The sequence below is a fragment of the Hymenobacter rubidus genome (assembly GCF_016734815.1).
Lineage (GTDB): Bacteria > Bacteroidota > Bacteroidia > Cytophagales > Hymenobacteraceae > Hymenobacter > Hymenobacter rubidus.
The window spans coordinates 30,407-54,870 of the sequence record NZ_JAERQF010000015.1 but is presented as its reverse complement, the minus strand read 5'-3'; the positions used below and the strand labels follow the sequence as shown (position 1 = coordinate 54,870).

The window sequence follows — 24,464 nt, the reverse complement described above, 5'->3', positions numbered from 1 at the left end:
CGGCTAGCGCAACTGTGTAAAGCTGGTTGCACAATGAGTAATAGCAGTGGGGTGAATAAATGCTAACGCCGCCATCCTGCTGGAATAGTAGCGCTTGCGGCAACTAGCCGTTGCCCCTCTGTTTCTGACAGATATTCAGCGTGACACGCGGGGATTATGCTGCATGAGTTGGTATCTTGGTGGCGCTTCAGGCAGCGTTGACTGGCGGGGCTTTCCTATGCGCTACCTCCGTCTACTGCTACTCGTTTGTGCCTTGAATAGGACAGACTTTCTTGCTCCAGTGGCGGCCCAGCAGCTCATGTGGGAGCGGGCAGCACTTCATGCGAGTGGAGCAGGAACGGAGGTATTGAGTGGGATTACCCTGCTTGGCACTACCCGCTTCCTCATCGCGGGCGCTTACCCACCGGCGCAGCCCACATCCGGGTGCCGACCGAGCTTCCGTTCCTTTGCCCAACTGTTCACAATTGGGGGCAGCCTGCAACGGGAACAGCTGGGGCGGGGGTTGAGCAACGGCGAATTCGACATCAATGCGGCATTGAGCAGCGCGGGCTGGTTGAGCGGCCGGGGCTATCAATGCCAGCCGGGCAGCATCACCGCCTTGCAGCGGCCGTACGTGCAACGGCTGACAGCCGCCTGCGATACGCTGCCCGGTTGGTGGCTGGCCCCGCCGCCGTTGCGCAACACCGTGACGGCCGTCCTGGCGCAGGGCCTCCGGTTGCTGGCGGTGGGCATGGCCGTTACGGCCGTTTCTTACCAGGTGCTCACGCTCACCTGTTCCGATACGAGCGGGCGTGTGCGCTGGCAGCGCACGTATTCGCACACACCCGCGCTGGATTATGCGACGAACTTGGTCGCAACGCCAAGGGGAGGCTACCTGCTCAACGGCCAGTCCGAGTCGTTCAGTCGCTTCGGCTACGACCATTACTTGATTGAGACGGACAGCGGCGGCCTACTGCGGCGCCAACGTCTGTTCCAACCGTTAGGACCAGCCTTTATCAATGCGAATGTTTATAATAATAATAGTAACCTATTGGCCCTTCCCAATGCCGGGGGCTATCTGCTGGCGGGCACGGCAGACTCCATCGCGGGCGGCATTACCAAAAACATCGCCTACGTCGTGCGGCTCGACACGGCCCTGAACGTGGTGTGGACCTACCGCCACCCGCCCGCGCTGGCCGGCACGTTGGTCACGAGCGACTACGCCTACCGCATCCGACTGCTGCCCAACGGCACGGTGGGTGTCATGTTGAGCGACGTGCGGCAGGCCGGCACGCCCACGGTGTACATTGCCCAGCTCAATGTAGCAACGGGCCAGCGGGTCGCCTTTTACGCGCTAAGCAGCAACACCCAATCGGCCGTGATTCCATTGGATTGGCAGTGGGTGGGCGTTGGTACGGTGTTGCTCTGTGGCAAGTCGTTGGCGTCTGGCGTGACCAACGTACAAGGCTACGTAGCCCGCTACGATTTCCGGGGCACCCCGCTGGCCGCCACGCAGCCGGCCGCCGCACTAGCCACCGACGGAGCCAGCCTATGGGCCTTTCCCACGCCCGCCACGGGCCGGGCCACGGTGCAGGTGAGCGGGCTGGGCCACCGCGCCGGCCGGCTGGAACTGCTCGACGGGCTGGGCCGGGTGGTGCGCAGCCAGCCCGTGGCCGCCGACGGCGACCAGCCCGTGGACCTGGGCGGGCTGGCCGCCGGCCTCTACGTGGCCTGCCTGCTCGATGCGAGTGGCCGGCGGCTGGGCGGCTGCAAGCTGCTAGTTGCCCCGTAAGGCCTATTTTCCTACCGCCGCCGGCCCACGCGCCACTCCGCTGTCACCTCAAAGTAGGGCAGCACCCGGTTGGTTTCCTGCGCTAGCTCGGCCGCCGTGTAGGTGCTGCCCGTAAAGCCGCCGCTGCCGGCTTTGTAGGTAGAGTAGGTGCGCATCCATTGCAGCCAGATACTGGCCGTGAGGTTGAAACCGGCCGTGGCGCGGCGCTCCACCGCCACCTCGGGGCCCTGCTGGCGGGTGATGCCGTGCAGGTAGATGAGCGTAGATGCCGGCCCGGTTGTCAGCGTCGATTCGAGGGCGGCGCGGCCGTAGTTGCGCTGTTCCAGCAGGCGGTAGCCCAGGCGCAGGCTGGTGCTGCCCCTGGGGCCGGCCCAGCTCTGGCGGGCTCCGGCCGAGAAGTCGTGCGTCACGCTGGTATCGAGCGGACTTTCGCGGAACCGCGTCCAGTCGAGCTGGCCCACGCGGTTTTCGCGGCGCACGTAGTCGGCCAGCAGCAGCAGGCGCGGCCGCAGTTGGTAGGTGATGCTCTGGGTTTGTTCCAGCACGCGGCTGGCGCGGTTGCGGGCCTGCTCGGTGGTGAGGTTGCGCACCTGGTAGCTCACCCACAGGTGGTAGTTGGAGCGAATGCTCCATTTGCCGGGGGCCCAGGTGAAGCCCGGCTCCCAATGCAGCAGGTGGTCGTCGTAGTTCTCGGAGCTTTGGCTGGCCCGGATAAACACCGTCTGGCGGTACTCGCCGGCCACGCCCAGCGTGGTGCGGAAAGCCCCGGCCCAGCGGCCCGTCCAGGTCAGGCGTAGCAGGTGCTGGGCTTCGTCGCGGGTTTGCTGGTTGTCTTTGCTGGGCGCGTCCACGCGCAGCAGTTGAGCGGTGCCCAGCAGGGCCAGCGCGTGGCGCGGGGTGGGCAGCCAGGTCAGGCTGCCCTGCCAGAGCGTGGTTTGCTCCGTAATGTCTTTCACCTGCTCGCGGGCCAGGGCCGTGGCCAGCCGCGCCGCATTCAGGAAGCGGGAATTGTCGAGGTAGTAGGCCCGGGTGCGCTCGTGGTAGCTGAAGGTGAGGCTGGTTTGCAGCTTGGGCCGGGCAAAGCGCAGCTCCTGCCGGGTGTCCAGCTCGCGCTGGCGGTAGCCCACGTCCTGCAAGGTATCGGCCCGCTCCGCCAGCCGCCGGTAGCGGAAGGCGCGGGTGGGCAGCAGCAGGCTATTGTCGGAGCGCAGCGTGGCAAATTCGTTGATGCGGTACGAGGCCCCCGCCTGCGCCAGCACCGTATCGGACTGAATGCGCTGCACCGAGCCCAGCAGGTAGTCCTCGGCGCGGTTGGTGCGGTAGCCCAGCCGGCCCTGCACCGTGAGCGGCGCATTTTCCAGAAACGCCTGTTCGCCGGCCGCTTCGGCCACCAGCCGCTGCATGGTGCGCGGCCCCAGGTTGGCGCGGGTGCCCAGCACCCGCACGGCCAGCGGAGCCGCCCCAGGGCCATTTAGGAAGTAGAGCGCCGCGGCATCGAAGCCGTAGGCCAGGCCGGCATCGTCGCGGCCGTTGCGGTGGTCGGTGGCCAAGCCGCCCAGCACCGTCAGGCGCATCTGCGACAGCGAATCGGTGGGGCTGCTCGCGTGCAGGCGGCGCTGGTAGCCCAGCCGGCCCAGCCACAGACCGGTGCGGGTGGCGTTGGCCCGGCTCTGGTCGTAGTGCAGCTGGTGGCCCAGCTGCCAGTGGTTGGCCGCGTCGAGGGTAAAAATGTGGGCCAGGTCGGCGCCGTAGTCTTCCCGCACGAAGGGCGGCGTGCCGCGCGAGTCGTAAATCATGTCGGTGCCCACGCGGTAGCGCAGTTGCTGCCGCTGCCCCAGCTGCAGGTAGCCGCGGGCGCCGCTGGTTTGCACGAAGGTGCTCACGCCCACCCGCCGGGCGCGGGCCAGCAGCAGCAGGGCCGTGTCGGCCCCGGCCGGCCGCAAGCGGCTGAACACCGGCCCGAACGGCGTGGCTCCTACCAGCACCTGCGCCCGCCCCAGCAACGGCCCTAGGACTAGGAAAATTACCAAAACACCTGCCGCAGCGGCGCGCCAAATCGGGGCCCGGCCGGGCGCCGAACCTTCGCCCCGAAATACCGAAAAACACCGTGCTACCACAAGCAAACGGTCCGGATTATGCTTCCTCGCCGAACCGCACCGGGAAGGTAATACATTAGGCTGTGAGGCCCAGCAAATCCTTTTTTAGTAGGTTAGCGGTTGAAAATATCTTCCCCATCCGGAGGCTACTCCCGTTATTTGCTGTACCTACGGCAGTTGTTACTTTCTTCATACCACCGAGACTATGAATAATTATCTTATGAAAACGTTGCTGGCGGCGATACTAGCCGCCACGTTGCTGCTGGCCGCCCCGGCCCAGGCCCAGCACGTGCAGTGGGCCGCCCGCCTGGTAGCGGTGTCGTCGCAGAAGTCCGAAGGCAAAGAGCCGTTTGCGCCCTCGCAGGTGCTGGGCGTGCCCAATGCCCTGCCGCTGGGCCAAATCAGCAACGAAGCCTGGATTCCGCGCAAAGAGGGCCCCAATGAATTTATCGAGGTGCGCTTTGCCCGCTCGGTGGCGGCCCAGCAAGTCACCATCGTGGAAAATTTCAACCCCGGCTCCATCACCAAAGTAGAGCTGGTGGATACCAAAGGCGTGCACCACGAAGTGTACACCAACGACAACCCCGGCCCCCTGCCCGAAGCCTACCGCACCCTGGAAGTAAAATTCCCGGCGGCCGAGTACCGCACCCTGGGCGTGGTGGTGCGCATGAACACCGCCAAAGTAGAAGGCGTGAACCAGATTGACGCCATCGGCATTGCCGACGTGGTTTCTACGATGGTGAAACAGGCCTTTACCGAAGAGAAAGGGCCCGATGCCGTGAAATCCACGCAGTTCGACTCGTCGCTGGTGAACCTGGGCCCGAACGTGAACACGCGCTACGTCGACACCCACCCCGTTATCTCGCCCGATGGCCGCACGCTGTATTTCGCCCGCCAGAGCATGCCCGAAAACGTAGGCGGCGGCCGCGACCCGCAAGACGTGTACTACTCCACACTGGTGAGCGGCAAAAACAAAACCTGGAGCAAGGCCCGCAACATCGGCGCCCCCATCAACACCCCCGACGACCCCAACGGCCTGGCGTCGGTATCGGCCAACGGCCAGAGCGCCATCCTCATCAACATCTACAACCGCGACGGCACAATCGACCCACAAGGGTGCAGTCTCAGCAAGCGCACCCGCCTCGGCTGGACGCCGCCGGTGAAACAGGACATCAAGGATTTTATCAACAAAGACGAAGAACACGTCGACTTCTTTCTGTCGACCTCCGGCAAGGCCCTGCTCATGGCCGTGGAACGGCCCGACGGCCTGGGCGGGCAGGACATCTTTGTGAGCTTCCCGGTGCCCGAAACGCCCAATACCTGGACCAAGCCCAAGAACCTGGGCCGCAACGTCAATACCGCCCAGTCGGACTTTGCCCCTTTCCTGGCCGCTGATGAGAAGACGCTGTATTTCGCCAGCGAGGGGCGCGGCGGCTACGGCAAATCGGACATCTTCTACTCCAAGCGTCTCGATGATACCTGGACCAACTGGAGCCCGCCCCGCAACCTGGGCCCGGTGGTGAACTCGCCCGACTTCGACGCCTACTACACCATTTCGGCCGCCGGCCAGGATGCCTACCTGGTGTCGTCGCGCAACGGCATCGACAACTCGAAGGATATTTTCCGCATTTCACTGGCCCCCGCTTTCCAGCCCGAAGTGGTGACGCTGGTGACCGGCAAAGTGCTTGACGTGAACACGCACAAGCCCATCCGGGCCATTATCCACTACGAAAACCTGCTGACGGGCGAGGAAATCGGGGTGGCCGAAACCGACCCCGTGGACGGCTCCTACACCATTGTGCTGCCCAGCGGCGTGCAGTACGGCTACCGCGCCGAGGCCAAGGGCTACCTGGCCGAAAACGCCAACCTCGACGTGACGGCCAAGGACAAGTACTCGGAGCAGCAGCAGGATTTGTTCCTCGTACCCTTCAACGTGGGCCAGACGGTGAAGCTGAACAACATCTTCTTCCAGCAGAGCAAGTACTATCTCACCACCAGCTCTTATCCGGAGCTGGCCCGCCTCATCCGCCTAATGAAGGATTACCCCACCGTGGAAATCAAGCTCTCCGGCCACACCGACAACCAGGGCGACCCCGCCCTGAACCTCAAACTAAGCCAGGACCGGGTGAACGAGGTGAAGAAATACCTCAGCGGCCACGGCGTGAAAGGCGACCGCATCACCACCGAAGGCTTCGGCGACACCAAGCCCATTGCCAGCAACGACCAAGAAGAAACCCGCGCCAAAAACCGCCGGGTCGAATTCACCATTACCAAAAAGTAACCGGCCTAACCAATACGCAAAAAGCCCCGGCTCCTGATAGAGTCGGGGCTTTTTTATTGGGCCGGGCAATGCTGGCTGCAATCTTGAATTTCAGCCTATTCTTTGGCCGTGGCGGGGGTCGGTACGCCTGCAGCACCTTTGGCCGGTGGAGCGGTTTCCACGAAAGCGGTTAGGCGGCCTTCTGAGCTTTCCAGGCCCACGATGTCGAGCAAGTCCTGGTAGTATTCGGCCACCTGCTGCCGGTCTTCCAGTTGGGGCAGCTGCGGCGAGAGCTTGGCCAAGCCGGCATCTACGCTCTTAAAATAGGCTTCCTTCGTAGGCCTGCGCGAAGAAATGGTGAGGAACTCGCTGGCCGATTGGGCCAGAATTTTGTTAAGCACCGGGCGGGCCTCGGCGGGCAAGGTGCTGCCTTTGCGGCCCAGCACCACCACGGCCTGGGTTTGCTTCAGCATCTTTTCCAGTTTCAGGGCCGCTTTTTCCGGCAGTTTCACGGGCGTGACAACGTCTTGGGCATGAGCCGACATTACGCCCAAGGCAAACAGGCTAAGTAAAAAAGTGCGCATGGTAAACGGGGTAAAATGGATAAAATAGATGAGCGGCCATCAAGCGGGCCATTCTTGTTCAAAGGTAACTATTTATTTGAATAATCCAAATAATTTTTTTTCGAAAAAGAATAAAATTAGTTGATATGATTATAAGGGTAAATTTTTATCCGGACGAGCTTTTGAGTTGACAAACAAACGCCCCAACGCAAGCCGTTGGGGCGTTTGCACACCAATATTATCAATTTTAAATTCGAAATGCTAATATGCCCGCGCAAAATAGGCGCGGCGGGCGCTGGGCCGGCCCGTTACCATGCAGGTGCCCTCCTCGTCGGGTTCGGCCAGCGCGAGGCAGCGCACGGTGGCTTTGGTTTCGTCCTTGATGCGCTCCTCGGTTTCGGAGGTGCCGTCGTAGTGGGCCAGCAGGAAGCCGGGCTCCTCGTCCAGCATCCGCTTGAACTCCTCGTAGCTGTCTACGCGGGTAGTATGCGTGTCGCGGAAGCTCTTGGCCTTGTTGTAGATGTTAGTCTGGATGTCGGTCAGGAGCTGGTCTACGCTGGCCACGATGTCGGCCAGCGGCAAACTCATTTTCTCTTTGGTGTCGCGGCGCACCACTTCCACCGTGCCCGCATCCAAGTCGCGGGCGCCAATGGCTAGCCGCACGGGCACGCCCTTCAGCTCCCACTCGGCAAACTTGAAGCCGGGGCGCTCGGTATCGCGGGCGTCCAGCTTCACCGAAATACCGCGCGCAATGAGGCCCATCTGAATGGGTTTGATGCGCTCCAGCAGGGCATCTAATTCGCCGGTTTTGTAAACGGGCACGATAACCACTTGGATGGGGGCCAATTTGGGCGGCAACACCAAGCCTTCGTCGTCGGAGTGGGCCATCACGAGGGCGCCCATCAGGCGGGTACTCACGCCCCAGCTGGTGCCCCACACGTGCTCGCGCACGCCTTCCTTGTTGGCAAACTGCACATCGAAGGCTTTGGCGAAGTTCTGGCCCAGGAAGTGGCTGGTGCCCGCTTGCAGGGCCTTGCCGTCCTGCATCAGCGCCTCGATGCAATAGGTATCTTCGGCGCCGGCAAACCGCTCGTTGGGAGTTTTCACGCCTTTCACCACCGGCAGGGCCATGTGCTCCTCGGCAAACTCGGCGTATACGTCGAGCATCTGGCGGGTTTCGGCCACGGCTTCCTCGGCGGTGGCGTGGGCGGTGTGGCCTTCTTGCCACAGGAATTCGGCGGTGCGCAGAAACAGGCGGGTGCGCATTTCCCAGCGCACCACGTTGGCCCACTGGTTGATGAGCAGCGGCAGGTCGCGGTAGCTTTGCACCCAGTTTTTGTAGGTGCTCCAGATGATGGCCTCCGAGGTGGGGCGCACCACCAGCTCTTCTTCCAGCTTGGCGTTGGGGTCCACGCGCAGCTTGCCCGGCTTGTCGGGGTCGGTCTGGAGGCGGTAGTGCGTTACCACGGCGCACTCTTTGGCGAAGCCTTCGGCGTTTTTTTCCTCGGCCTCAAACAGGCTTTTGGGCACAAAGAGCGGGAAATAAGCGTTTTCGTGGCCGGTGCGCTTGAACATGTCGTCCAGCTGGCGCTGCATTTTTTCCCAAATGGCGTAGCCGTAGGGCTTGATGACCATGCAACCGCGCACGGCCGAATTTTCGGCCAGGCCGGCGCGTTTCACTAACTCATTGTACCAGAGTGAATAATCTTCTTGGCGGGTAGGCAACTTTTTGCTCATGGGAGGCATCTAAGGAGTAATTGAAAAGGTGGACCTTTCTGGTACAGGATTTGAATTGACCAAGGGGCACCGTTTCGGGGTCAAATTACGTTATTAAAGCGCGGACCTCTTGCTGTTCCCGCCTGCCTCGGCCAATATCAACGCTGGAGCAGTTTGCGTGGTCTTTCGTCCGTTTTTTTGGTAATGCGCTGCTGATTAGTTGCCTCTTCATCCAGCTTCCACCATTTGCGTCGTTACTTTACTACTGAGCGTCCCCACCCTTACCTCCTTATCGTCATGAGAAATCTGCTCACCGCTTATTTGCCCGCCCTTGCCCTGCTTGCGTTGGGTGGTTGCGCGGGCACGTCGGCCCTGACATCGTCGGAAGACGACGGGGTCTATTATTCCTCCAAAGACCGTACGACGGCCGTTGTGGCCCCGGCCTCTGCCCAAGCGCCGGCCAGCACCAACGAAGCGGCCAACCCCGATTACAACGGCGGCACGGCGGGCGCGTCATCGGGGCGCCAGGGCAGCGGCTCCGACCAGTATTACGACAACTCCTATACCTATATGCAGGGCGTGCCGCGCTACGGCTCATCCACATATTATGGCCCCGGCCTGAGCTACTACACCCCGTATAGCCCCTACACCAGCCTCAATTACGGCTATGGCTGGGGAGGTGGGGCGTGCGGCTTCTCGCCCTACGCCTACGGCGGGTATGCCCCTCTTTATGGCTCTTTCTATAGCCCGTACGGCTATGGCTACAGCCCTTATTATGGTTACGGCTCAGGGGTAAGCATCAGCTTTGGGTTTGGGCGGTCCTACGGTTATAGCCCTTATGGCTATGGCTACGGTTATAGCCCTTACGGCTACGGTTATGGCGGCTACGACCCCTACTATTACAACAGCCCCTTCTATGGCGGCTACTATGGCCGGGGCGGGTACTACGGCAGCAGCTATTACGGCTACAGCGGCTATGGTGCTGGCTACTCTAATTCTGACCAGCGCGCCAGCCGCACGTTTGGCCACCGCAGCGAGCGGGCTTCTGATGGCCGCTACTCGTCGGGAAGTACTGGCGCGGCGGGCGGTGCTACCACGGGCACGTCCTCGCCCACGGGCGGGGGGCGGGTGCGCACCAGTGGCCTGATGGCTCCGAGCACGCCTACGGGCCCCGCACCACAGTCGGGAGTGTTGGCAAACGAATCAGGGCGGACGCGCGGCGAAGTACTTAACACCAGCCCCCAGACGGTTCCGACCACCGACCCTTCCACGTATAACCGTCCCCGGCGCATGGATCGAGCCGACCAGCCTCAGTACCGCACCATGGAATCGGGCACCATCAGTGGGCAGCCCCAGCGGACGGAGGCCGCCCCAGGCCAGGACCAAGTGGTGCGGGACGACAACCGCGGCCGCTGGCGCACCACCGACAATGCTCCCCAAGGCGCTTCAACGCAGCCCCAGGAGACCTCGGCACCGCAGCAGGGCCGTCGGCGCGACGGTGGGTTCTTCCAAAACGTGTTCTCGCAGCCCAGCAACGCTGGAGGGCAAGCACCCGACCAGTCGTCGCGCCAGCGCTACGACCAGTCCCAACGCACCTATGAACAGCCGCAGCAACGTTCCTATAGTCAGCCTTCCTACAGCCAGCCATCGTACTCGGCCCCCTCGAGCGGTGGCGGCGGCGGAGGCGGCGGAGGTGGCCACAGCCGCGGCCCCCGCTAGCTTATCGATTGCCTGACTTTTCTGCAAACAAATCGCAAGCGAGCCGGCCCGACGGCCGGCTCGCTTTTTACCACCTCTTCCCATGAAAAAACGGATAATTTGGCTTAGCCTGGCCCTGGTAGTGGGGCAGGCCAGCCACGCCTTTGCCCAAGAAGCCGCCGATGCCCTGCGCTATTCCCGCCTCCAGTTCGGAGGGCCTGCCCGCACGCAGGGCATTGCGGGGGCCAACGTTGCGTTGGGAGCCGATTTTGGCAACCTGACCAGCAACCCCGCCGGTTTGGGCTTGTTCCAAAAGTCGGAAGCGCACTTCACGCCCGGCATTGGCCTGGGCCAAGGCGATGGCCGCATCGATGGCAGCACTGGCGCGACGCAAAACGAAAGCAAGAACAGCTTTCACGTTGCCAGCGCCGGTTTGGTGTTTGCCAATCGCCTGCCCGACAGCGACCAAAGCTCCGAATGGCGCGGTGGGAGTTTTGCCCTGGGCTTTAGCCGAGTGGCTGATTTCAACACAGCCTCGCGCTACCAGGGTACCATCACGAACAGGCAGTCTTTTCTGGCTCGTCTGCAGCCCGATGCAAACTCGCTGCATACCCAGAAAGACTTCAACGGACTGGATGACCAGGTGAATAACAACGATTACGACTACCGACTGGGCTTGGCCTACGGGGCGTATCTGGCTAACATTGTCACGGCGCGCAACGGCGCCGATTCGGCAGTAGTGCTGCGCAGGCAGAGCAGCGTGCTAAACCAGGGGGAAGTCATTACCAACTCGGGCTCGGTATCGAATTTTGATTTGGGCTATGGGGCCAGCTACCGCGACCGGCTCTACGTTGGCGCGGCGCTTGGCATTGTGAGCTCCAACTACACCCAATCGCGCACGCTGACGGAGGCCGATACCGACCCTGCCACCCACTTTACCAGCCTGATTGACCATACCGAGCTGAAAACCAAAAGCACCGGCATCAATTTCCGGATAGGGGCCATTTACCGGGCTGCCGACTTTGTGCGGCTGGGGGCCTCCATTCAGACGCCTACGTACATGCGCATGAGCGACACCTACAGCGAGCAGCTGACGGCTAACTTTAGCGCCACGGGCACTGACCGCGTGCCCAGCGACTTGCCCTCGACCGCTACGGTATCGCCCCTCACCAACGACTTCACCTACACGCTCACCACGCCGTTTCGGGCCAATGGCGGCGTGGCCATCACGCTGGGCAAGCACGGTTTCTTGACCGGCGATGCGGAATATGTGGGCTACAACCAGGCCCGTTTCCATACCGATGTGGCTAACGCCGACGATGACGCTCACTTTGCGAACGTAAACGCCACCATTCAAACCCGCTACCAGAACGCCTTAAACCTACGCTTTGGCGCGGAGGGGCGCTTCGACGTGTTCCGGGTGCGAGCCGGCTACGCCCGCTATGGCGACCCATATCGCGACGACAAAAGCAATGAACAGGCACAGAATTTCTACACGGCCGGCCTGGGCCTGCGGCAGGGCGGCTTCTTCATCGATGCCGCAGCTGTTTACACCACTTTTACCCAATATTATTCCCCTTATTCGGTAGGTGGCTTGGAGCCGGTGATTAACGTGGCCAACACACGCTACACTACCAGTATCACGGCAGGATTCATATTCTAGGTCCGGGCACTGCCGAAACGGACAGTTACAGCAAGGGCTGCCTCACGATGAGGCAGCCCTTGCTGTTTTCCCCAACGTTATTTCTGCACCCTGATAAGGCAGGTGAGCACTGGTGCAGAACCTAACACTACATCTGACACCCGTAGCAAGCCCGTGAGGCCATCGGCCGTTTTGAAAGCTATTACCTGGTCTTTCGTTAGCGTGCCGGTACTCAGTGGGTTGGCTGTGAAAGCTGCGCCAGCGTTGAACGCCGTTTCGAAAGCGGCGGTAGTTACGGCCGCCGAAAACTGGTCGCTGGTGAGGTTGGTTCGGCGCAATTGCGTACTTCGGCGCGAAGGCCAATTGACAGAGTTCGGTTTGATGGCCTGCGTGTCGGCAGGGGCACTGAGGCGGAGGGCAGTGCCGGTGCTGTTGGTGAGGCAGATGAGGTCGACCAAGTTTTGGTTGGCGAGCAAAGAGGCTTCCTGATTGACCAACGCGTATTTGGGCAGCAACAGGCCGTAGTGCAGGTTGAGGAAGACGCGGGCGCGGGTTTTGCCAATTGGGTTGACGGGTACGGGCCGCAACAGCGCGGTGTAGCTGTGGTACACGGCGGCCGAATCGGGTTTGCGGGCCGTGAGGCGGTAGGCGCGGCTGGCCGTTGCGCCTTGCGTGTCGGTAGCGGTGTATTGCCACTGCTCGGTACCGGAAGTAGCGCGGGCCCCAAACTGGTTCACAAACAAGTACTCGCGGCCGCTGGGGTCCTGCGGCAGCGGCGCAATCAGCGAATCGAGATAGATGAGTTCCTGGGCCGCCGGAGCGTTTTTGGTGGGGTCGAAGCTGGAGAGGGGCAGCGGATAGGTAATGGGCGTGAGGCCGGGGTCGTAGGTGACGGTGATGCGCAGGCGCTTGAGCGGCTTGTCGGCGCCCACGGCGTAGACGCGCGTCGAAAGCGTGTCGTTCGGACCCACGGTCTTGTTGCCTGACGTCAGCGACGAGGTGCCGATGAAGTCGAGCCGCACGGGTGTCGCCGTTTTAGAACAGGACGCTAGCAGCACAGGTAAGCAGAGCAACAGAAGGCAAAAACGCATAATGCAAAGGTAACGGCGGCCACGGCCTGCAACGGTGCTGCGGGCACCTGTTACCTTTAACGTTCTGATTCCTCCCCTATTTTGCTCACACGCTTTTTATCTATGCGTTTTCGCTTTTTTGCGCTGGCCGCGTTGCTGGCCGCCAACGGTCCGGCCCTGGTGCCGGCCCTCACTCCCACTCCTCTTTTCGCTCAGCAAAAGCAGGCGCTGACGCTGGAAGACATCTGGGCCAAGCCCACTTTCCGCACCGCCACCGTGCCGGGCTTCGACTGGATGAACGACGGCCGCTACTACGCAGCGCTGGAAAACGGCAGCTTGGTGCAGCACGAAGTAACCACCGGCAAAGCTGTGCAAACCCTGGTTTCGGCCGCTGAGCTGCAAATGGCCGGCACGGCCCTGAACGTGGACGGCTACTCCTTCAATGCCAACGAGCAGAAAATCCTGTTCACGACGGGCACTGAGCCCATTTACCGGCGCAGCGCCCGCGCCAGCTACTACGTGTTTGACCGCGGCACCAAGAAGCTGGTGCCGCTGAGCAGCGGCGGCAAGCAGGGCTACGCCACGTTCTCGCCCGATGGCAAACGCGTAGCCTTCACTCGCGACAACAACGTGTTTGTGACCGATTTGGCCACAATGCAGGAAACCGCTGTGACCACCAACGGCCTGAAAAACAACCTCATCAACGGCTCGGCCGACTGGGTGTACGAGGAGGAATTTGGTTTTGCGCAGGGCTTCTTCTGGTCGCCCGACAGCAAGCAGATTGCCTTCTACACCTTCGACGAAAGCCAGGTACCGGAGTACGACATGCAGGAATGGGGGGGCCTCTACCCTAAGGAATACCGCTTCAAATACCCGAAGGCCGGCGAAAAAAACTCGGTGGTGAGTGTGAGCAGCTACGACGTGGCCAGCACCCGCACCACCAAGCTGGACGTGGGCCCGAACCCCGACCAGTACATCCCTCGCGTGATGTGGACGCAGGTGCCCAACACGCTCAGCATCCAGCGCCTCAACCGCTTGCAGAACAAGCTGGAAATTCTGCACGGCGACGTGACTACCGGCAAAACCCAGGTCGTGTTGACCGATACCAACCCGGCCTACGTCGAAATCAACGACGACTTGAAGTACCTGACGGGCGGCAAGCAGTTCATTTTCACCAGCGAGAAAGATGGGTACCAACACATCTACCTGCACGACATGAGCGGCAAGCAGGTGCGCCAGCTCACCAAGGGCAGCTGGGAGGTTTCGGCCATCAACGGCTTCGAGCCCAAGTCCGGCAACATCTACTTCACCAGCACCGAGGGCTCGGCCCTGCAGCGCCATCTCTACCGCATTAACCTGAGCGGCAAGGGCAAGCAGCGCATCAGCGAGGCCGGCCCGGGTACCGACGTGGTGAACATGAGCCCCGACACCCAGTATTTCCTCAATACGCACTCCTCGGCCGGCGTGCCGCCGGTGGTGAGCCTGCGCGAAGGCAGCACCGGCAAGCTGGTGAAAACCCTGGAAGACAACGCCAAACTCAAGCAAACCCTGACGCAGTACGACCTGGGCAAGCACGAATTCTTCACTTTCAAAAACTCCGAGGGTATCGAGCTGAATGCCTGGATGATTAAGCCCAGCAACTTCGACCCGGCCAAGAAATACCCCGTGCTGATGCACGTGTACGGCGGCCCCAGCTTCGGCACCAGCAGCACCCAAACCGTGCTCGACAACGCGGGTGGCGGCACGGCCTTCACTAACTACCTCTGGCACCAGATGCTGGCCGAGAAGGGCTACATCGTGGTTTCGGTGGAAAACCGGGGCACCTCGGGCCGGGGTTCGGCCTTCCGCAAGGCCACCTACGCCAACATGGGCAAGTTCGAAACCATCGACCAGGCCGATGGGGCCAAATACCTCGGCACGCTGCCCTACGTCGACAAGTCGCGCATCGGCATCTGGGGCTGGAGCTACGGCGGCTACATGACCTCGCTGGCCATGACCAAAAACGCCGACCTTTTCAAAATGGGTATCGCCGTGGCTCCGGTCACGAACTGGCGCTACTACGACACCGTGTACACGGAGCGCTACCTGAAAACGCCCCAGGAAAACCCCGGCGGCTACGACGACAACTCCCCCGTGCAGTTTGCCCAAAACCTGCGCGGCAAGTTCCTGCTCGTGCACGGCACCGGCGACGACAACGTGCATTTCCAGAACTCCATCGCCTTCGTCGACGCCCTCATCAAGGCCAACAAAGACTACCAGACGCTGTACTACCCCAACCGCAACCACGGCATTTCGGGCGGCAACACGCGCCTGCACCTCTACCGCCAGATGACCAATTTCGTGACGCAGAACTTGTAGACGCCTCTCTTACAAACGAATATCAAAAAACATCTACTTAATCGACGGGCTTATAAATTCAACCAGTTAGGCAGTTATTTTCATAAATAAAACATTATTTTTTTTACACAATAGGCAGATATCGGATTGCACTTAGCCTACTATGCCGTCCCAGCCTTGTAATATTTCAGTGAAATACAGCAAAATTTATTATAATTCTAGTTATATACTTTTCAATTTAGAGTAAACCACTAATTTATGATTATTCATATTAATGATAAATTTCATCATTAAATAAAGAATCGATTTTATAATTTTGTTGCACCCTCTATAGCCACGGAATAAACTTTTTCCGTGAAACGAGGAAAGCATCACCAATTACTACATATTTTCCGTAAAAAATGCAACAAAATTTTTACATCCGTTCTTACTTACTGCTTGGCGCATTTGTTGCCTGTATTAGCAGTGCATTTGCCCAAGCGCCTGTTGCTACTGCGAAAGACATCACCGTCAATCTCGATGGCTCAGGTAGTGTTTTCATTTCGCCAGCGCAAATTGATAATAACAGTCAGGCGGCTTGTGCAAACACAGTATTTGGCATTGGTGGCGTTGTTGAAAACACCGTTCTTGAGGGCCAAGCCCTCACTCTGACGGCTCCAACCGGAAACGTATTCGCTGCCACCTTATACGGCCGCTACGAAACCCAGCCCGGCGCGACTGCCCCCTATGACCCCACCCAGCCAGTATACGCCTTCGACCCAAACAGCCCTGCTATTATACAGAGCTTACTCGTTGGCAAAACTTCGGCGTCGATTCTAGCTACCAGCAATCCTCCTTCGCAGTTTTCAGACCCATTCTATGGCATTGCGAAGCAATTACAAGTAAGAGCAACTTATGCTACTACCAGCGATGCCCAGCAGGTTAAGTTCACTGCACCAGGAACTTACAACGTAGCGCTAACGGTGATGAATGATTGTGGTTCCAGCTTCGCCCTTGCACACGTAACGGTGTTGCCATCGCATACGGTTCGGCTTAATGCCAACGGGTTTGCGTTGGTTACGCCCAGCGTTATTAATGACAACTCCCAACTGCCTTGCGCTAATGCCACTTTCGGCATCGGCGGTGTTGTATCCGGCGTTGTTCGTGAACTACAAACCCTCAATCTGGCAGCCGGGGCCGGCAATGTGCTTTCTACTACTTTGTATGGCCGCTACGAAACTATTCCCGGCTCAATTGCCCCCTTTGACCCCACCCAGCTAGTATACGCCTTCGACCCGAATAGCCCAGCCATTGTGCAAAACCTAGTATTTAATCGTGCTTCTGCTTCGATTTTGGCCAATAGCTTCCCTGGCAGCACTCCCACTGCTCTGTTCTCAGACCCATTTTATGGTATTGCGAAACAGTTGAAAGTGGAGAACCTATTTGCTACAACTACAGCCAATGAGCAGGTACGCTATGAAGCACCGGGTATCTACGATGTAGCCCTCATCACCCAAGGCTGCGGCAGTACCCCTACCTATACTTTCACCACGGTGACTGTACTGCCTTACGAAGGCTCAACTGTTACTGCGCTACGCCAATCTACAGTCCCAGACGTATCTTCAGTGTCTTCGGTAGTTTCTGTAGCAAAACAAGCTTCTTTGGTACTGGACGCTTATCCTAATCCAAGCACCGATGGTCGCTTCAGCGTACACGTACAGGCTACCCTTAGCGGTCCCGTTCAAGTTAACCTCTTCGACATGCAGGGCAACCTGGTAAGCAAAATGTATGATGGTCAGTTGGAACTGGGAGAGCAGCGCGACTTTACAGTAAACCGTCCTGAACTTCGCCAGGGCCTGTATATCGTCCGCGTTCAAAATGGCAAGCAAGTAAGCAACCTGCGCGTTGAGGTGCAGAAATAAGCAGCCAATCGCCTTTTGCTTACGGTATAAACAAAAGGGCTACCCGTTACCGGGTGGCCCTTTTGTTTACCAACCCAACTACCTATGCATGCATAGCATCCGCTACTTTCTGGCTAACGCTGCTACCGTTGGCATGACCGTTCGGGCCGGCTACGCGGCGGCCCATGTAGCGGCTGGTGGCCGGGCTGGGGTTCTTGGCGGCTTGGTCGAGGCTGGTGCGGAGGCGCTGGCCGTACTCAGCATCGCACTTGGTGAACAGTTCCACCATCCGGTTCTGGATTTCGGTGGTGGCGGCACTCAGCGCGTCGGTCAGGTTGTTGATGAGGTCGGTTTTTTCGCGCTAATCGTGTTGGCGGCGTCAGCGGGCCCCGACCTGCTTGAATCAACGTCGCCGTGGCGGTCCATTTTCTGGCGAATGAGGCGGGCGTTATACTGCGGCTCGTGGTCCTTACCGGCTTTAGGACTTTCGGTGAGGCCGTTGAGCGACGAGGGCTTGTAGTTGACGTGCGGATTCTGATTGGGCACCGTGTCCACACGGTAGGTCATCTGGCCATCGCGCTGGTTGGTGGCCACGTGCTTTTTAGGCGCGTTGATGGGCAGTTGCAAGTAGTTGGTTGTTGGTGCCCACCCGGTATCGCTGCGTGTCCGAATACGAGAATGTGCGGCCCTGCAGCATCTTGTCATCTGAGAAGTCGAGGCCATCTACCCGCACACCGGTACAAACGTTTGTTTTGATAACAGCACCGGCAACGCTTACACCCGGAGCTTATCAATAAAACAGCCAGTTGGTCCTGCTGAGCTTTTCAACGCAGGCCACGCCACCCAAAAAATTGGCTGGAAATGAGACAGCACGGCGCGGGACGCTAGGCGTATCACCGGCGTACCCCCCGCACCACACGCGACTTGCCAAACATATCGGGCAGCACCTGCACCCCCTCAAAGTCATCAGGACTGAGCAAAGCGGCTGTCTCCTTGCCCAGCGCTTCGTTAATTTCCAGATAAATGCCGCCCCCGGAGCACAGCAGCACCCGGCCCACTTCCGCCAAGCGGCGGTAGAACAGCAGCGGGTCTTCATTGGGCACGAACAGAGCGGTGGCGGGTTCCCAGGCCAGCACGTTCTCGCGCATCAGCGGCTGCTCGCTTTCGCGCACGTAGGGCGGGTTGCTCACCAGCACACCGAGCGTGCCAGGAGCTATGCCCGTGGGCAAAGCAGCGAGAATATCAACCTGCTCAAACTTTACCTCCGGTGCATACCGAGCGGCATTGCGCCGGGCCACGGCTAACGCTTCGGCCGAGATATCCACGGCCAGCACCTCAGCGCCTGGCAGGCTGCGGGCCAGGGCTAGGGCCAGGCAGCCCGAACCCGTGCCTACGTCGAGCACGCGCAGGCCGGAGCGGCTGCCCAGCTCTTGGTTGATGACGCGCACCAATTCTTCCGTTTCGGGACGCGGAATGAGGGTGGCGGGCGTGACCTCCAACGCCATTTCTTCGAAATAAGCCGTGCCCAGCACGTACTGCACCGGCTCGTGGGCCAACAGGCGCGCTTGCAAGGGCGCCAATGCTTCGATGGCCGCTTCGACGACGGGCTCCTGCGCATCCATCATGCGCTGCATCGAATCCATGTCCAACAGGTGTTCGACCACCAGCGCGGCAATGGCCTGCGCTTCGCGCTCAGGGTAAACGGCTTGCAGAGATTTGGCTAAGGCGGCAGTGAATTGACGGACATTCATTGGAACAAAGGTAGGCGCTCAGCGTAGCTACGGGCCGGTACCTACCTTCGCCCCCATGAAAACCGACGACGCCATTTTCATGCGCCGCGCCCTCGATTTGGCGCATCTGGGCACCGGCTACGCCCGCCCCAACCCCTTGGTGGGCTGCGTAGTTACGTATCAGGGCCGCATCATTGGCGAGGGCTGGCACCGGCAGTACGGCGGCCCGCACGCCGAGGTAAATGCGCTGGCCGCCGTGGCCGACCAATCGCTGCTGAAAAAGGCCCGTGTGTACGTGACGCTGGAGCCCTGCGCCCACCACGGCAAGACGCCGCCCTGCGCCGATTTGCTCATCGCCAAGGGCGTGCCCGAAGTGGTGGTGTGCAACGAGGACCCGTTTCCGCTGGTGGCGGGCCGGGGCCTGGAGAAGCTGCGGGCGGCCGGAGTACAGGTCGAAACCGGCCTGCTAGCCAACGAAGGCCGCTGGCTGAATCGCCGCTTTTTCACTTTTCACGAAAAGAAGCGGCCTTATCTGGTCCTGAAATGGGCCGAAACGGCCGACGGCTTCCTGGCGGGGCGCTATTTCCAGCCGGTCCAAATCAGCAGCCCCCAGGCGGGCCTGCTCACCCACCAGTGGCGAAGCGAGGAGCAGGGCATCTTGGTGGGCACCCGCACGGCCCTGCACGACAACCCGCGCCTGAACGTGCGCGACTGGTCCGGCCCCCAGCCCATCCGCCTTGTCATCGACAAAAACCTGAGCCTGCCGCCCACCCACCACCTCCTCGACGGCTCGCAGCCCACCCTCATCTACACCTATCGCCAACCTTACCACAAGGCCAACCTAGACCTCGTCACCCTCTCGGAGGCCGACGACCTCATCCCGCAGGTATTGGCCGACCTGTACCAGCGCAATATGCAGTCGGTGCTCGTAGAAGGCGGCCCTACCGTGCTGAACGCCTTGCTCCATGCCGGCCTGTGGGACGAAGTCCGGGTGTTTCGGGCGCCTCACAAGCTCACCCAGGGCATCGGAGCGCCACGCTTGGGCCTGAGTGGCTTGCGCAGCGTCGAAAACGTTGGGCCCGATAAGCTGTTCTGGTACGTAAACGACTAATTTAACAGTTGTCAGTTGCTCATTATTCGTTGTCAGCACGTGCTGAATCATGCATCTAACGACGGACAACCCACCAACCGACAACCTACAACCAACATGGCCGAAACCCTCGCCCTCGACACCACGCTCACCAAAGCTGAGCAATACCGGCAGCTACTGCCCCAAATCGAAGCCCTCACCAGCGGTGAGCCCGACCTCACGGCCAACCTGGCCAATACGGCCGCCGCGCTCCGCCAGGCATTCGGGTTTTTCTGGGTCGGCTTCTACGTGGTGAAAGACGACGAGCTGGTGCTCGGCCCATTTCAGGGCCCAATTGCCTGCACGCGCATTCGGCACGGCAAGGGCGTGTGCGGCGCCAGTTGGGCGCGGGCCGAAACCGTGTTGGTGCCCGATGTGGAAGCCTTTCCTGGCCACATTGCCTGCAGCTCCGAGTCGAAATCGGAAATTGTGGTACCTGTTCTCAAAAACGGAAAAGTGGTGGCCGTGCTCGATGTCGACAGCGACCAGCTCAACGACTTCGACCAAGACGACCAAGCTGCGCTGGAAGAACTGATGAAGCTGGCCGGAGAATGGTTCTGAACCGCAGATTTTCGCCGATTTGACGGATAAGAACGGATTCTAACGGGTCCGTTTTTTTGTCAGGTCCTTCTTCTTTAGGGATTAGTAGGTTGGCCGGGTTTTGACGAAGCGCTTGAATTCTAGTGAAGCACCGCCAAAATTGATGAGAAGGCCGATAGGAAGACGATACGCTTCCAGGTAGTTGATAATTTGGGCGTGGTGCGTTTCATTGAGGGCGGCTAGCGCTTTGAGTTCTACCAGAATGGTATCGTTCACCAAAAAGTCAACGCGACGTGAGCCAATTTCTCGCTCCCGATAGTAAATCGGCATTTCAAGCTCCCGCTGCGCTTGCACGCCGCCCTGTTCCAACTCAATAGCCAACGCCCGCTGATAAATCAGTTCCTGAAAACCTGAGCCCAGTACCCGATGCACCTGCATGGCACACCCAATAATCTTACCCGTAAGTTCACGGTAGTCGTCCAGATTAATCAGTGCTTTCTCCATTCGCGCAAAAAAACATAATGAGAAGGGCTAATCGAAAGTAGAGACAAAAAAAGAACGGACCCGTTAGAATCCGTTCTTATCCGTCAAATCGGCGAAAATCTGCGGTTCAGACCTTCAGCTGGCAAATCACGGTCTCGCCGCCTTTCACTTTCTGGCCCAGCTCTACTTTTACTTCCGTATCGAGGGGCACGAATACATCGACGCGCGAGCCGAATTTGATGAAGCCGAACTCCTCGCCCTGGCTCACTTCGTCGCCCTCGTTCACGTACCACACAATGCGGCGCGCCATGGCGCCGGCAATCTGCCGGAAGAGCACCAGCGGGCCGGCATCGCTTTCTACCACCACCGTGGTGCGCTCGTTTTGGGTGCTGCTTTTGGGGTGCCAGGCCACCAGGTAGTTGCCGGGGTGGTACTTGAAGTATTTCACCAAGCCCGAAATGGGATTGCGGGTGACGTGCACGTTGATGGGCGACATGAAGATGCTGATTTGCTTGCGCTCGTCCTCGAAATACTCGGGCTCAAACACGTTTTCAATCACCACTACCTTGCCATCGGCGGGCGCCAGCAGCAGGTCTTCGTGGGTGAACATGTGCCGGAACGGACTCCGAAAAAATTGCAGAATTAGCAAAAAGATAATGACCGTGGCGCCGGCAAACAGCCGGTTTACCAAGTCAGCACCTTTGTTAAATTGAAACACCAGCAGGTTAAGCGCCAACAAAATCAGCAGCGTAACGAACAAAATGCGTCGTCCTTCTTTGTGAATCTTCATATGTTGCTGATTGAAACGAATTCTGTGGAGGCCACGGATTGGGTTTCAAATAAAAAAAACGAATTAACGGCCCCGCACTTCCGCCTCCGCCGGTATCAACCGTGGGCGCAGGGCAAAGGTCGGCACAGCATACAAAAAGGCACGAACCGAGCGGCCCGTGCCTTTTCAAGGAGCAATTACGGAAGAACCCGCAAAAAATCCGTCTGATTTATAAAAATGACCGCGCTTCGGGCCTAGAATCCGCCTCGGAACTTGTACGTCTGGGCCACTTTGTCGATGCTCACGACATAGGCCGCAATGCGCATCGGGATTTTATATTTTTGGCTGGTGGCGTACACTTTGTTGAAGGCGTCGGTCATGATGCGGTCGGCGCGCTCGGTCACCATTTCCTCGGTCCACTTGAAGCCCTGCTTGTTCTGCACCCACTCGAAGTACGACACCGTGACGCCGCCCGAGTTGGCCAGAATGTCCGGCACCACCATGATGCCCTTTTCGTTGATAATGGGGTCGGCCGAGGCCGAAGTGGGGCCGTTGGCACCTTCCACGATGAGCTTGGCCTTGATGTCGCCGGCGTTGTGCTCGGTGATGACATCCTCCACGGCGGCGGGCACCAGCACGTCCACATTGGTCGTCAGCAGGTCGTCGGCATTTTCCATCAGTGTGGCGCCGGTGTAACCGTCGAGGCGGCCGTTGTGGGCATTCTTATAGGCAATGGCCTCGTCAATGTTGATGCCGTTTTCGTTCCAGTACGCGCCCGAAACGTCGCTCACCGCCTTGATTTTCACACCTTTCTCGCACAGCAGCTTGGCGGCCCAGGAGCCTACGTTGCCGAAGCCCTGCACGGCGGCCGAAACCTCCGTGGGCTTCAGGCCTAGCTTGCCCAGCGCGGCCAGCGTCGACACCATGACGCCGCGGCCGGTGGCCTCGGTGCGGCCCAGCGAGCCGCCCATTACCAGCGGCTTGCCCGTGACCACGGCGGGCGAGGTCATACCCACGGTTTTGGAGAATTCGTCCATCAGCCAGGCCATTTCGCGGGGGCCGGTGCCCATGTCAGGGGCCGGAATGTCGCGGTCGGGCCCAAAAACGTCCTTCAGCGCCATGGTGTAGGCGCGGGTGAGGCGCTCCAGCTCGCCGGGACTCATGGTGGTGGGGTCGCAGATGATACCGCCCTTGGCGCCGCCGTAGGGAATGTCCACCACGGCGCACTTCCAGGTCATCCAGGCGGCCAGGGCCTTCACCTCGTCGAGGTGCACGTGCTTGTCGTAGCGGATGCCGCCTTTCGAGGGGCCCAGGATGGTGTTGTGAATCACGCGGTAGCCTTCGAATACGCGGAGCTTGCCGTTGTCCATCGTCACGGGCAGGTTCACGATAACCTGCTTATCGGGGGCTTTGAGGACGTTGTAGGTTTCGTCGTCGAGGCCGAGAATTTCGGCCGCGATGTTGAAACGCGACATCATGGATTCGAGCGGATTTTCGCGGTCCAGAAGCGGGGCGGGCTCTTTATATACAGTGTGGGCTGCCATTCGGAAGGGGGGTTAGTTGAATTGTGTTGGGTGGGATGATGGGTACGATTTAGGGCCGCAAAGGTATTGCTTTTATCAGAATGACAGGCAATTTTTCCGCAAACGATTGTTGAAGTTTTTTGGCATCTATGCCCCCATAATGATGCCCCGAACCGTAGCCGCAGCTGCGACAAACGCCAGCCGCCGGCCAGCCCACTTCTCTGCTCCTACCCCACCAACAACTGCAGCAGCGCCAGCACCGGCAGCACCAGCAGAAACGCATCGAACCTATCCAACAACCCGCCGTGGCCGGGCATGATGCTGCCCGAATCCTTCACGCCCACGCTGCGCTTGAGCATGGACTCGGCCAAATCGCCCAGCGGCGCGAACACGGCTACCACGCCCGCCGCCACGAGGCGGTGCGAGAGCGGCATATCCGGCAGCATAAAGCCGACAGCCCAGCCCACTATCAGCGTCATCAGGAAGCCGCCGGCCCAGCCTTCCCAGGTTTTGCCGGGCGAGATTTGAGGGGCCAGCTTATGCTTGCCAATGGCGCGGCCCACGGCATAGGCACCGATGTCGGAAGCCCAGATGAGGAAGAGCAGGGCGAAGACGCGGCGCGGGTCGTAGTGTTTTCCCTCGTAAGCTATGCTTGCAAGCATACTCATTGAGGTGCTGACATAAATCACACCCAGAATAGTTAGACCTATATTTTCAAAAGGCTTTACCTCTTGTGGCCAACGAATCATACTATGAACCATCAAGGCTATTAATACAACCAAGCTCAATAATTCCCAGCGGGAAATCCAAACCTGTACCAACATGTTAGCCAGTGTGGCCGAATTACCAGAAGCTTCGCCGACTGTAGCCAATGGCGGGTACATGGTATAGCCATTACCAACTATGTAATAGTTGGCGGATTGAAATTCGATATATTGAGAGAAAGCTTGATTCAAAAAAATCAAGGTTCCGGCCCCCACCCCAATCCACGTAGTCGGCGCATACCCACCCGCCCGCATCATGCGATAGAACTCCCACAGCATCACGGCCTGCACGAAGGCGAAGAACAGCCCGAACGTCCAGGGACTGAACCAGACGCTGCCCAGCAGCAGCGCCGCGCCTAGCACGCCGTAGATGATGCGCAGGCGCAGGTTGCTGGGGCCGGCGGGTGCGGCAGGGGTTTCAGAAGCGGCGGGGGTAACCGGAGGCGTAGAGTCGGGCAAGTTGGGAAGGGATTTTTATAAGGAAAAGCTGAAC

General features: G+C 59.6%; 20 protein-coding genes. 8 read left to right on the top strand and 12 right to left on the bottom strand.

The window, feature by feature from the left end:
* Positions 1-253: 253 nt before the first annotated feature.
* The gene (locus JKL48_RS12100) at positions 254-1,771 is read left to right on the top strand and encodes a hypothetical protein (RefSeq protein WP_201982705.1); all 1,518 of its coding nucleotides are present in this window, start codon (positions 254-256) and stop codon (positions 1,769-1,771) included.
* An 11-nt stretch (positions 1,772-1,782) separates the two neighbouring features.
* Here the strand turns inward: JKL48_RS12100 and JKL48_RS12095 are convergent, their stop codons facing one another.
* On the bottom strand, positions 1,783-3,801 hold the full coding sequence (locus JKL48_RS12095; RefSeq protein ID WP_201982704.1) for a hypothetical protein: 2,019 nt from the start codon (positions 3,799-3,801) through the stop codon (positions 1,783-1,785).
* Between the two features lie 271 nt (positions 3,802-4,072).
* On the opposite strand from JKL48_RS12095, the gene JKL48_RS12090 reads away from it, so the two are divergent.
* Positions 4,073-6,148 carry an OmpA family protein gene (locus JKL48_RS12090; protein ID WP_201982702.1) on the top strand — a complete coding sequence of 692 codons (2,076 nt, stop codon included), beginning with the start codon at positions 4,073-4,075 and terminating at the stop codon, positions 6,146-6,148.
* A 95-nt stretch (positions 6,149-6,243) separates the two neighbouring features.
* Here JKL48_RS12090 and JKL48_RS12085 read toward each other — a convergent pair whose 3' ends face one another.
* Together JKL48_RS12085 and proS are read right to left on the bottom strand one after the other, a co-directional pair.
* Positions 6,244-6,711, bottom strand: coding sequence for a DUF4844 domain-containing protein (locus JKL48_RS12085; RefSeq protein WP_201982701.1), 468 nt, complete (start codon positions 6,709-6,711; stop codon positions 6,244-6,246).
* Positions 6,712-6,951: 240 nt separating this feature from the next.
* Entirely contained in the window at positions 6,952-8,427 is a 1,476-nt protein-coding gene (proS, locus tag JKL48_RS12080; RefSeq protein WP_201982699.1) for a proline--tRNA ligase, read from the bottom strand.
* 276 nt (positions 8,428-8,703) lie between these two features.
* Here proS and JKL48_RS12075 point away from each other — a divergent pair, with 276 nt between their 5' ends.
* Entirely contained in the window at positions 8,704-10,125 is a 1,422-nt protein-coding gene (locus tag JKL48_RS12075; protein WP_201982698.1) for a hypothetical protein, read from the top strand.
* Between the two features lie 82 nt (positions 10,126-10,207).
* The gene (locus JKL48_RS12070) at positions 10,208-11,767 is read left to right on the top strand and encodes an OmpP1/FadL family transporter (RefSeq protein WP_201982697.1); all 1,560 of its coding nucleotides are present in this window, start codon (positions 10,208-10,210) and stop codon (positions 11,765-11,767) included.
* Between the two features lie 77 nt (positions 11,768-11,844).
* Here JKL48_RS12070 and JKL48_RS12065 read toward each other — a convergent pair whose 3' ends face one another.
* Positions 11,845-12,837 (bottom strand): hypothetical protein, encoded by a 993-nt coding sequence (locus tag JKL48_RS12065; protein ID WP_201982694.1) that lies wholly within the window; start codon positions 12,835-12,837, stop codon positions 11,845-11,847.
* A 102-nt stretch (positions 12,838-12,939) separates the two neighbouring features.
* On the opposite strand from JKL48_RS12065, the gene JKL48_RS12060 reads away from it, so the two are divergent.
* Complete coding sequence (locus JKL48_RS12060; RefSeq protein ID WP_201982692.1) at positions 12,940-15,174, top strand: S9 family peptidase; 2,235 nt, start codon at positions 12,940-12,942, stop codon at positions 15,172-15,174.
* Positions 15,175-15,554: 380 nt separating this feature from the next.
* On the top strand, positions 15,555-17,054 hold the full coding sequence (locus JKL48_RS12055) for a T9SS type A sorting domain-containing protein (RefSeq protein WP_201982690.1): 1,500 nt from the start codon (positions 15,555-15,557) through the stop codon (positions 17,052-17,054).
* Positions 17,055-17,136: 82 nt separating this feature from the next.
* Here JKL48_RS12055 and JKL48_RS23575 read toward each other — a convergent pair whose 3' ends face one another.
* The 4 genes from JKL48_RS23575 to prmC form a co-directional block, all read right to left on the bottom strand.
* Complete coding sequence (locus JKL48_RS23575) at positions 17,137-17,322, bottom strand: hypothetical protein (protein ID WP_317191930.1); 186 nt, start codon at positions 17,320-17,322, stop codon at positions 17,137-17,139.
* A 41-nt stretch (positions 17,323-17,363) separates the two neighbouring features.
* Positions 17,364-17,660: a hypothetical protein gene (locus tag JKL48_RS23570; protein ID WP_317191929.1), complete on the bottom strand. Its 297-nt coding sequence runs from the start codon at positions 17,658-17,660 to the stop codon at positions 17,364-17,366.
* Entirely contained in the window at positions 17,635-17,766 is a 132-nt protein-coding gene (locus tag JKL48_RS23565) for a catalase (RefSeq protein WP_317191928.1), read from the bottom strand. The genes JKL48_RS23570 and JKL48_RS23565 overlap by 26 nt, the downstream gene beginning before the upstream one ends.
* Positions 17,767-17,926: 160 nt before the next feature.
* Entirely contained in the window at positions 17,927-18,784 is an 858-nt protein-coding gene (gene prmC, locus JKL48_RS12045; protein ID WP_201982687.1) for a peptide chain release factor N(5)-glutamine methyltransferase, read from the bottom strand.
* A gap of 55 nt (positions 18,785-18,839) precedes the next feature.
* Here prmC and ribD point away from each other — a divergent pair, with 55 nt between their 5' ends.
* Together ribD and JKL48_RS12035 are read left to right on the top strand one after the other, a co-directional pair.
* A complete protein-coding gene (gene ribD / locus JKL48_RS12040; RefSeq protein ID WP_201982686.1) occupies positions 18,840-19,874 on the top strand; it encodes a bifunctional diaminohydroxyphosphoribosylaminopyrimidine deaminase/5-amino-6-(5-phosphoribosylamino)uracil reductase RibD in 1,035 nt (344 codons plus the stop codon).
* Between the two features lie 96 nt (positions 19,875-19,970).
* On the top strand, positions 19,971-20,453 hold the full coding sequence (locus tag JKL48_RS12035) for a GAF domain-containing protein (RefSeq protein WP_201982685.1): 483 nt from the start codon (positions 19,971-19,973) through the stop codon (positions 20,451-20,453).
* A gap of 81 nt (positions 20,454-20,534) precedes the next feature.
* Here JKL48_RS12035 and JKL48_RS12030 read toward each other — a convergent pair whose 3' ends face one another.
* The 4 genes from JKL48_RS12030 to JKL48_RS12015 all read right to left on the bottom strand — a co-directional run bounded on the left by JKL48_RS12030 (position 20,535) and on the right by JKL48_RS12015 (position 24,430).
* Positions 20,535-20,936, bottom strand: coding sequence for a GxxExxY protein (locus JKL48_RS12030; RefSeq protein ID WP_201982684.1), 402 nt, complete (start codon positions 20,934-20,936; stop codon positions 20,535-20,537).
* Positions 20,937-21,042: 106 nt separating this feature from the next.
* The gene (locus JKL48_RS12025; RefSeq protein ID WP_201982683.1) at positions 21,043-21,705 is read right to left on the bottom strand and encodes a phosphatidylserine decarboxylase family protein; all 663 of its coding nucleotides are present in this window, start codon (positions 21,703-21,705) and stop codon (positions 21,043-21,045) included.
* 233 nt (positions 21,706-21,938) lie between these two features.
* Positions 21,939-23,228 carry a Glu/Leu/Phe/Val family dehydrogenase gene (locus tag JKL48_RS12020; protein ID WP_201982682.1) on the bottom strand — a complete coding sequence of 430 codons (1,290 nt, stop codon included), beginning with the start codon at positions 23,226-23,228 and terminating at the stop codon, positions 21,939-21,941.
* A 206-nt stretch (positions 23,229-23,434) separates the two neighbouring features.
* Complete coding sequence (locus JKL48_RS12015) at positions 23,435-24,430, bottom strand: phosphatidate cytidylyltransferase (RefSeq protein WP_201982679.1); 996 nt, start codon at positions 24,428-24,430, stop codon at positions 23,435-23,437.
* Positions 24,431-24,464: the final 34 nt, after the last annotated feature.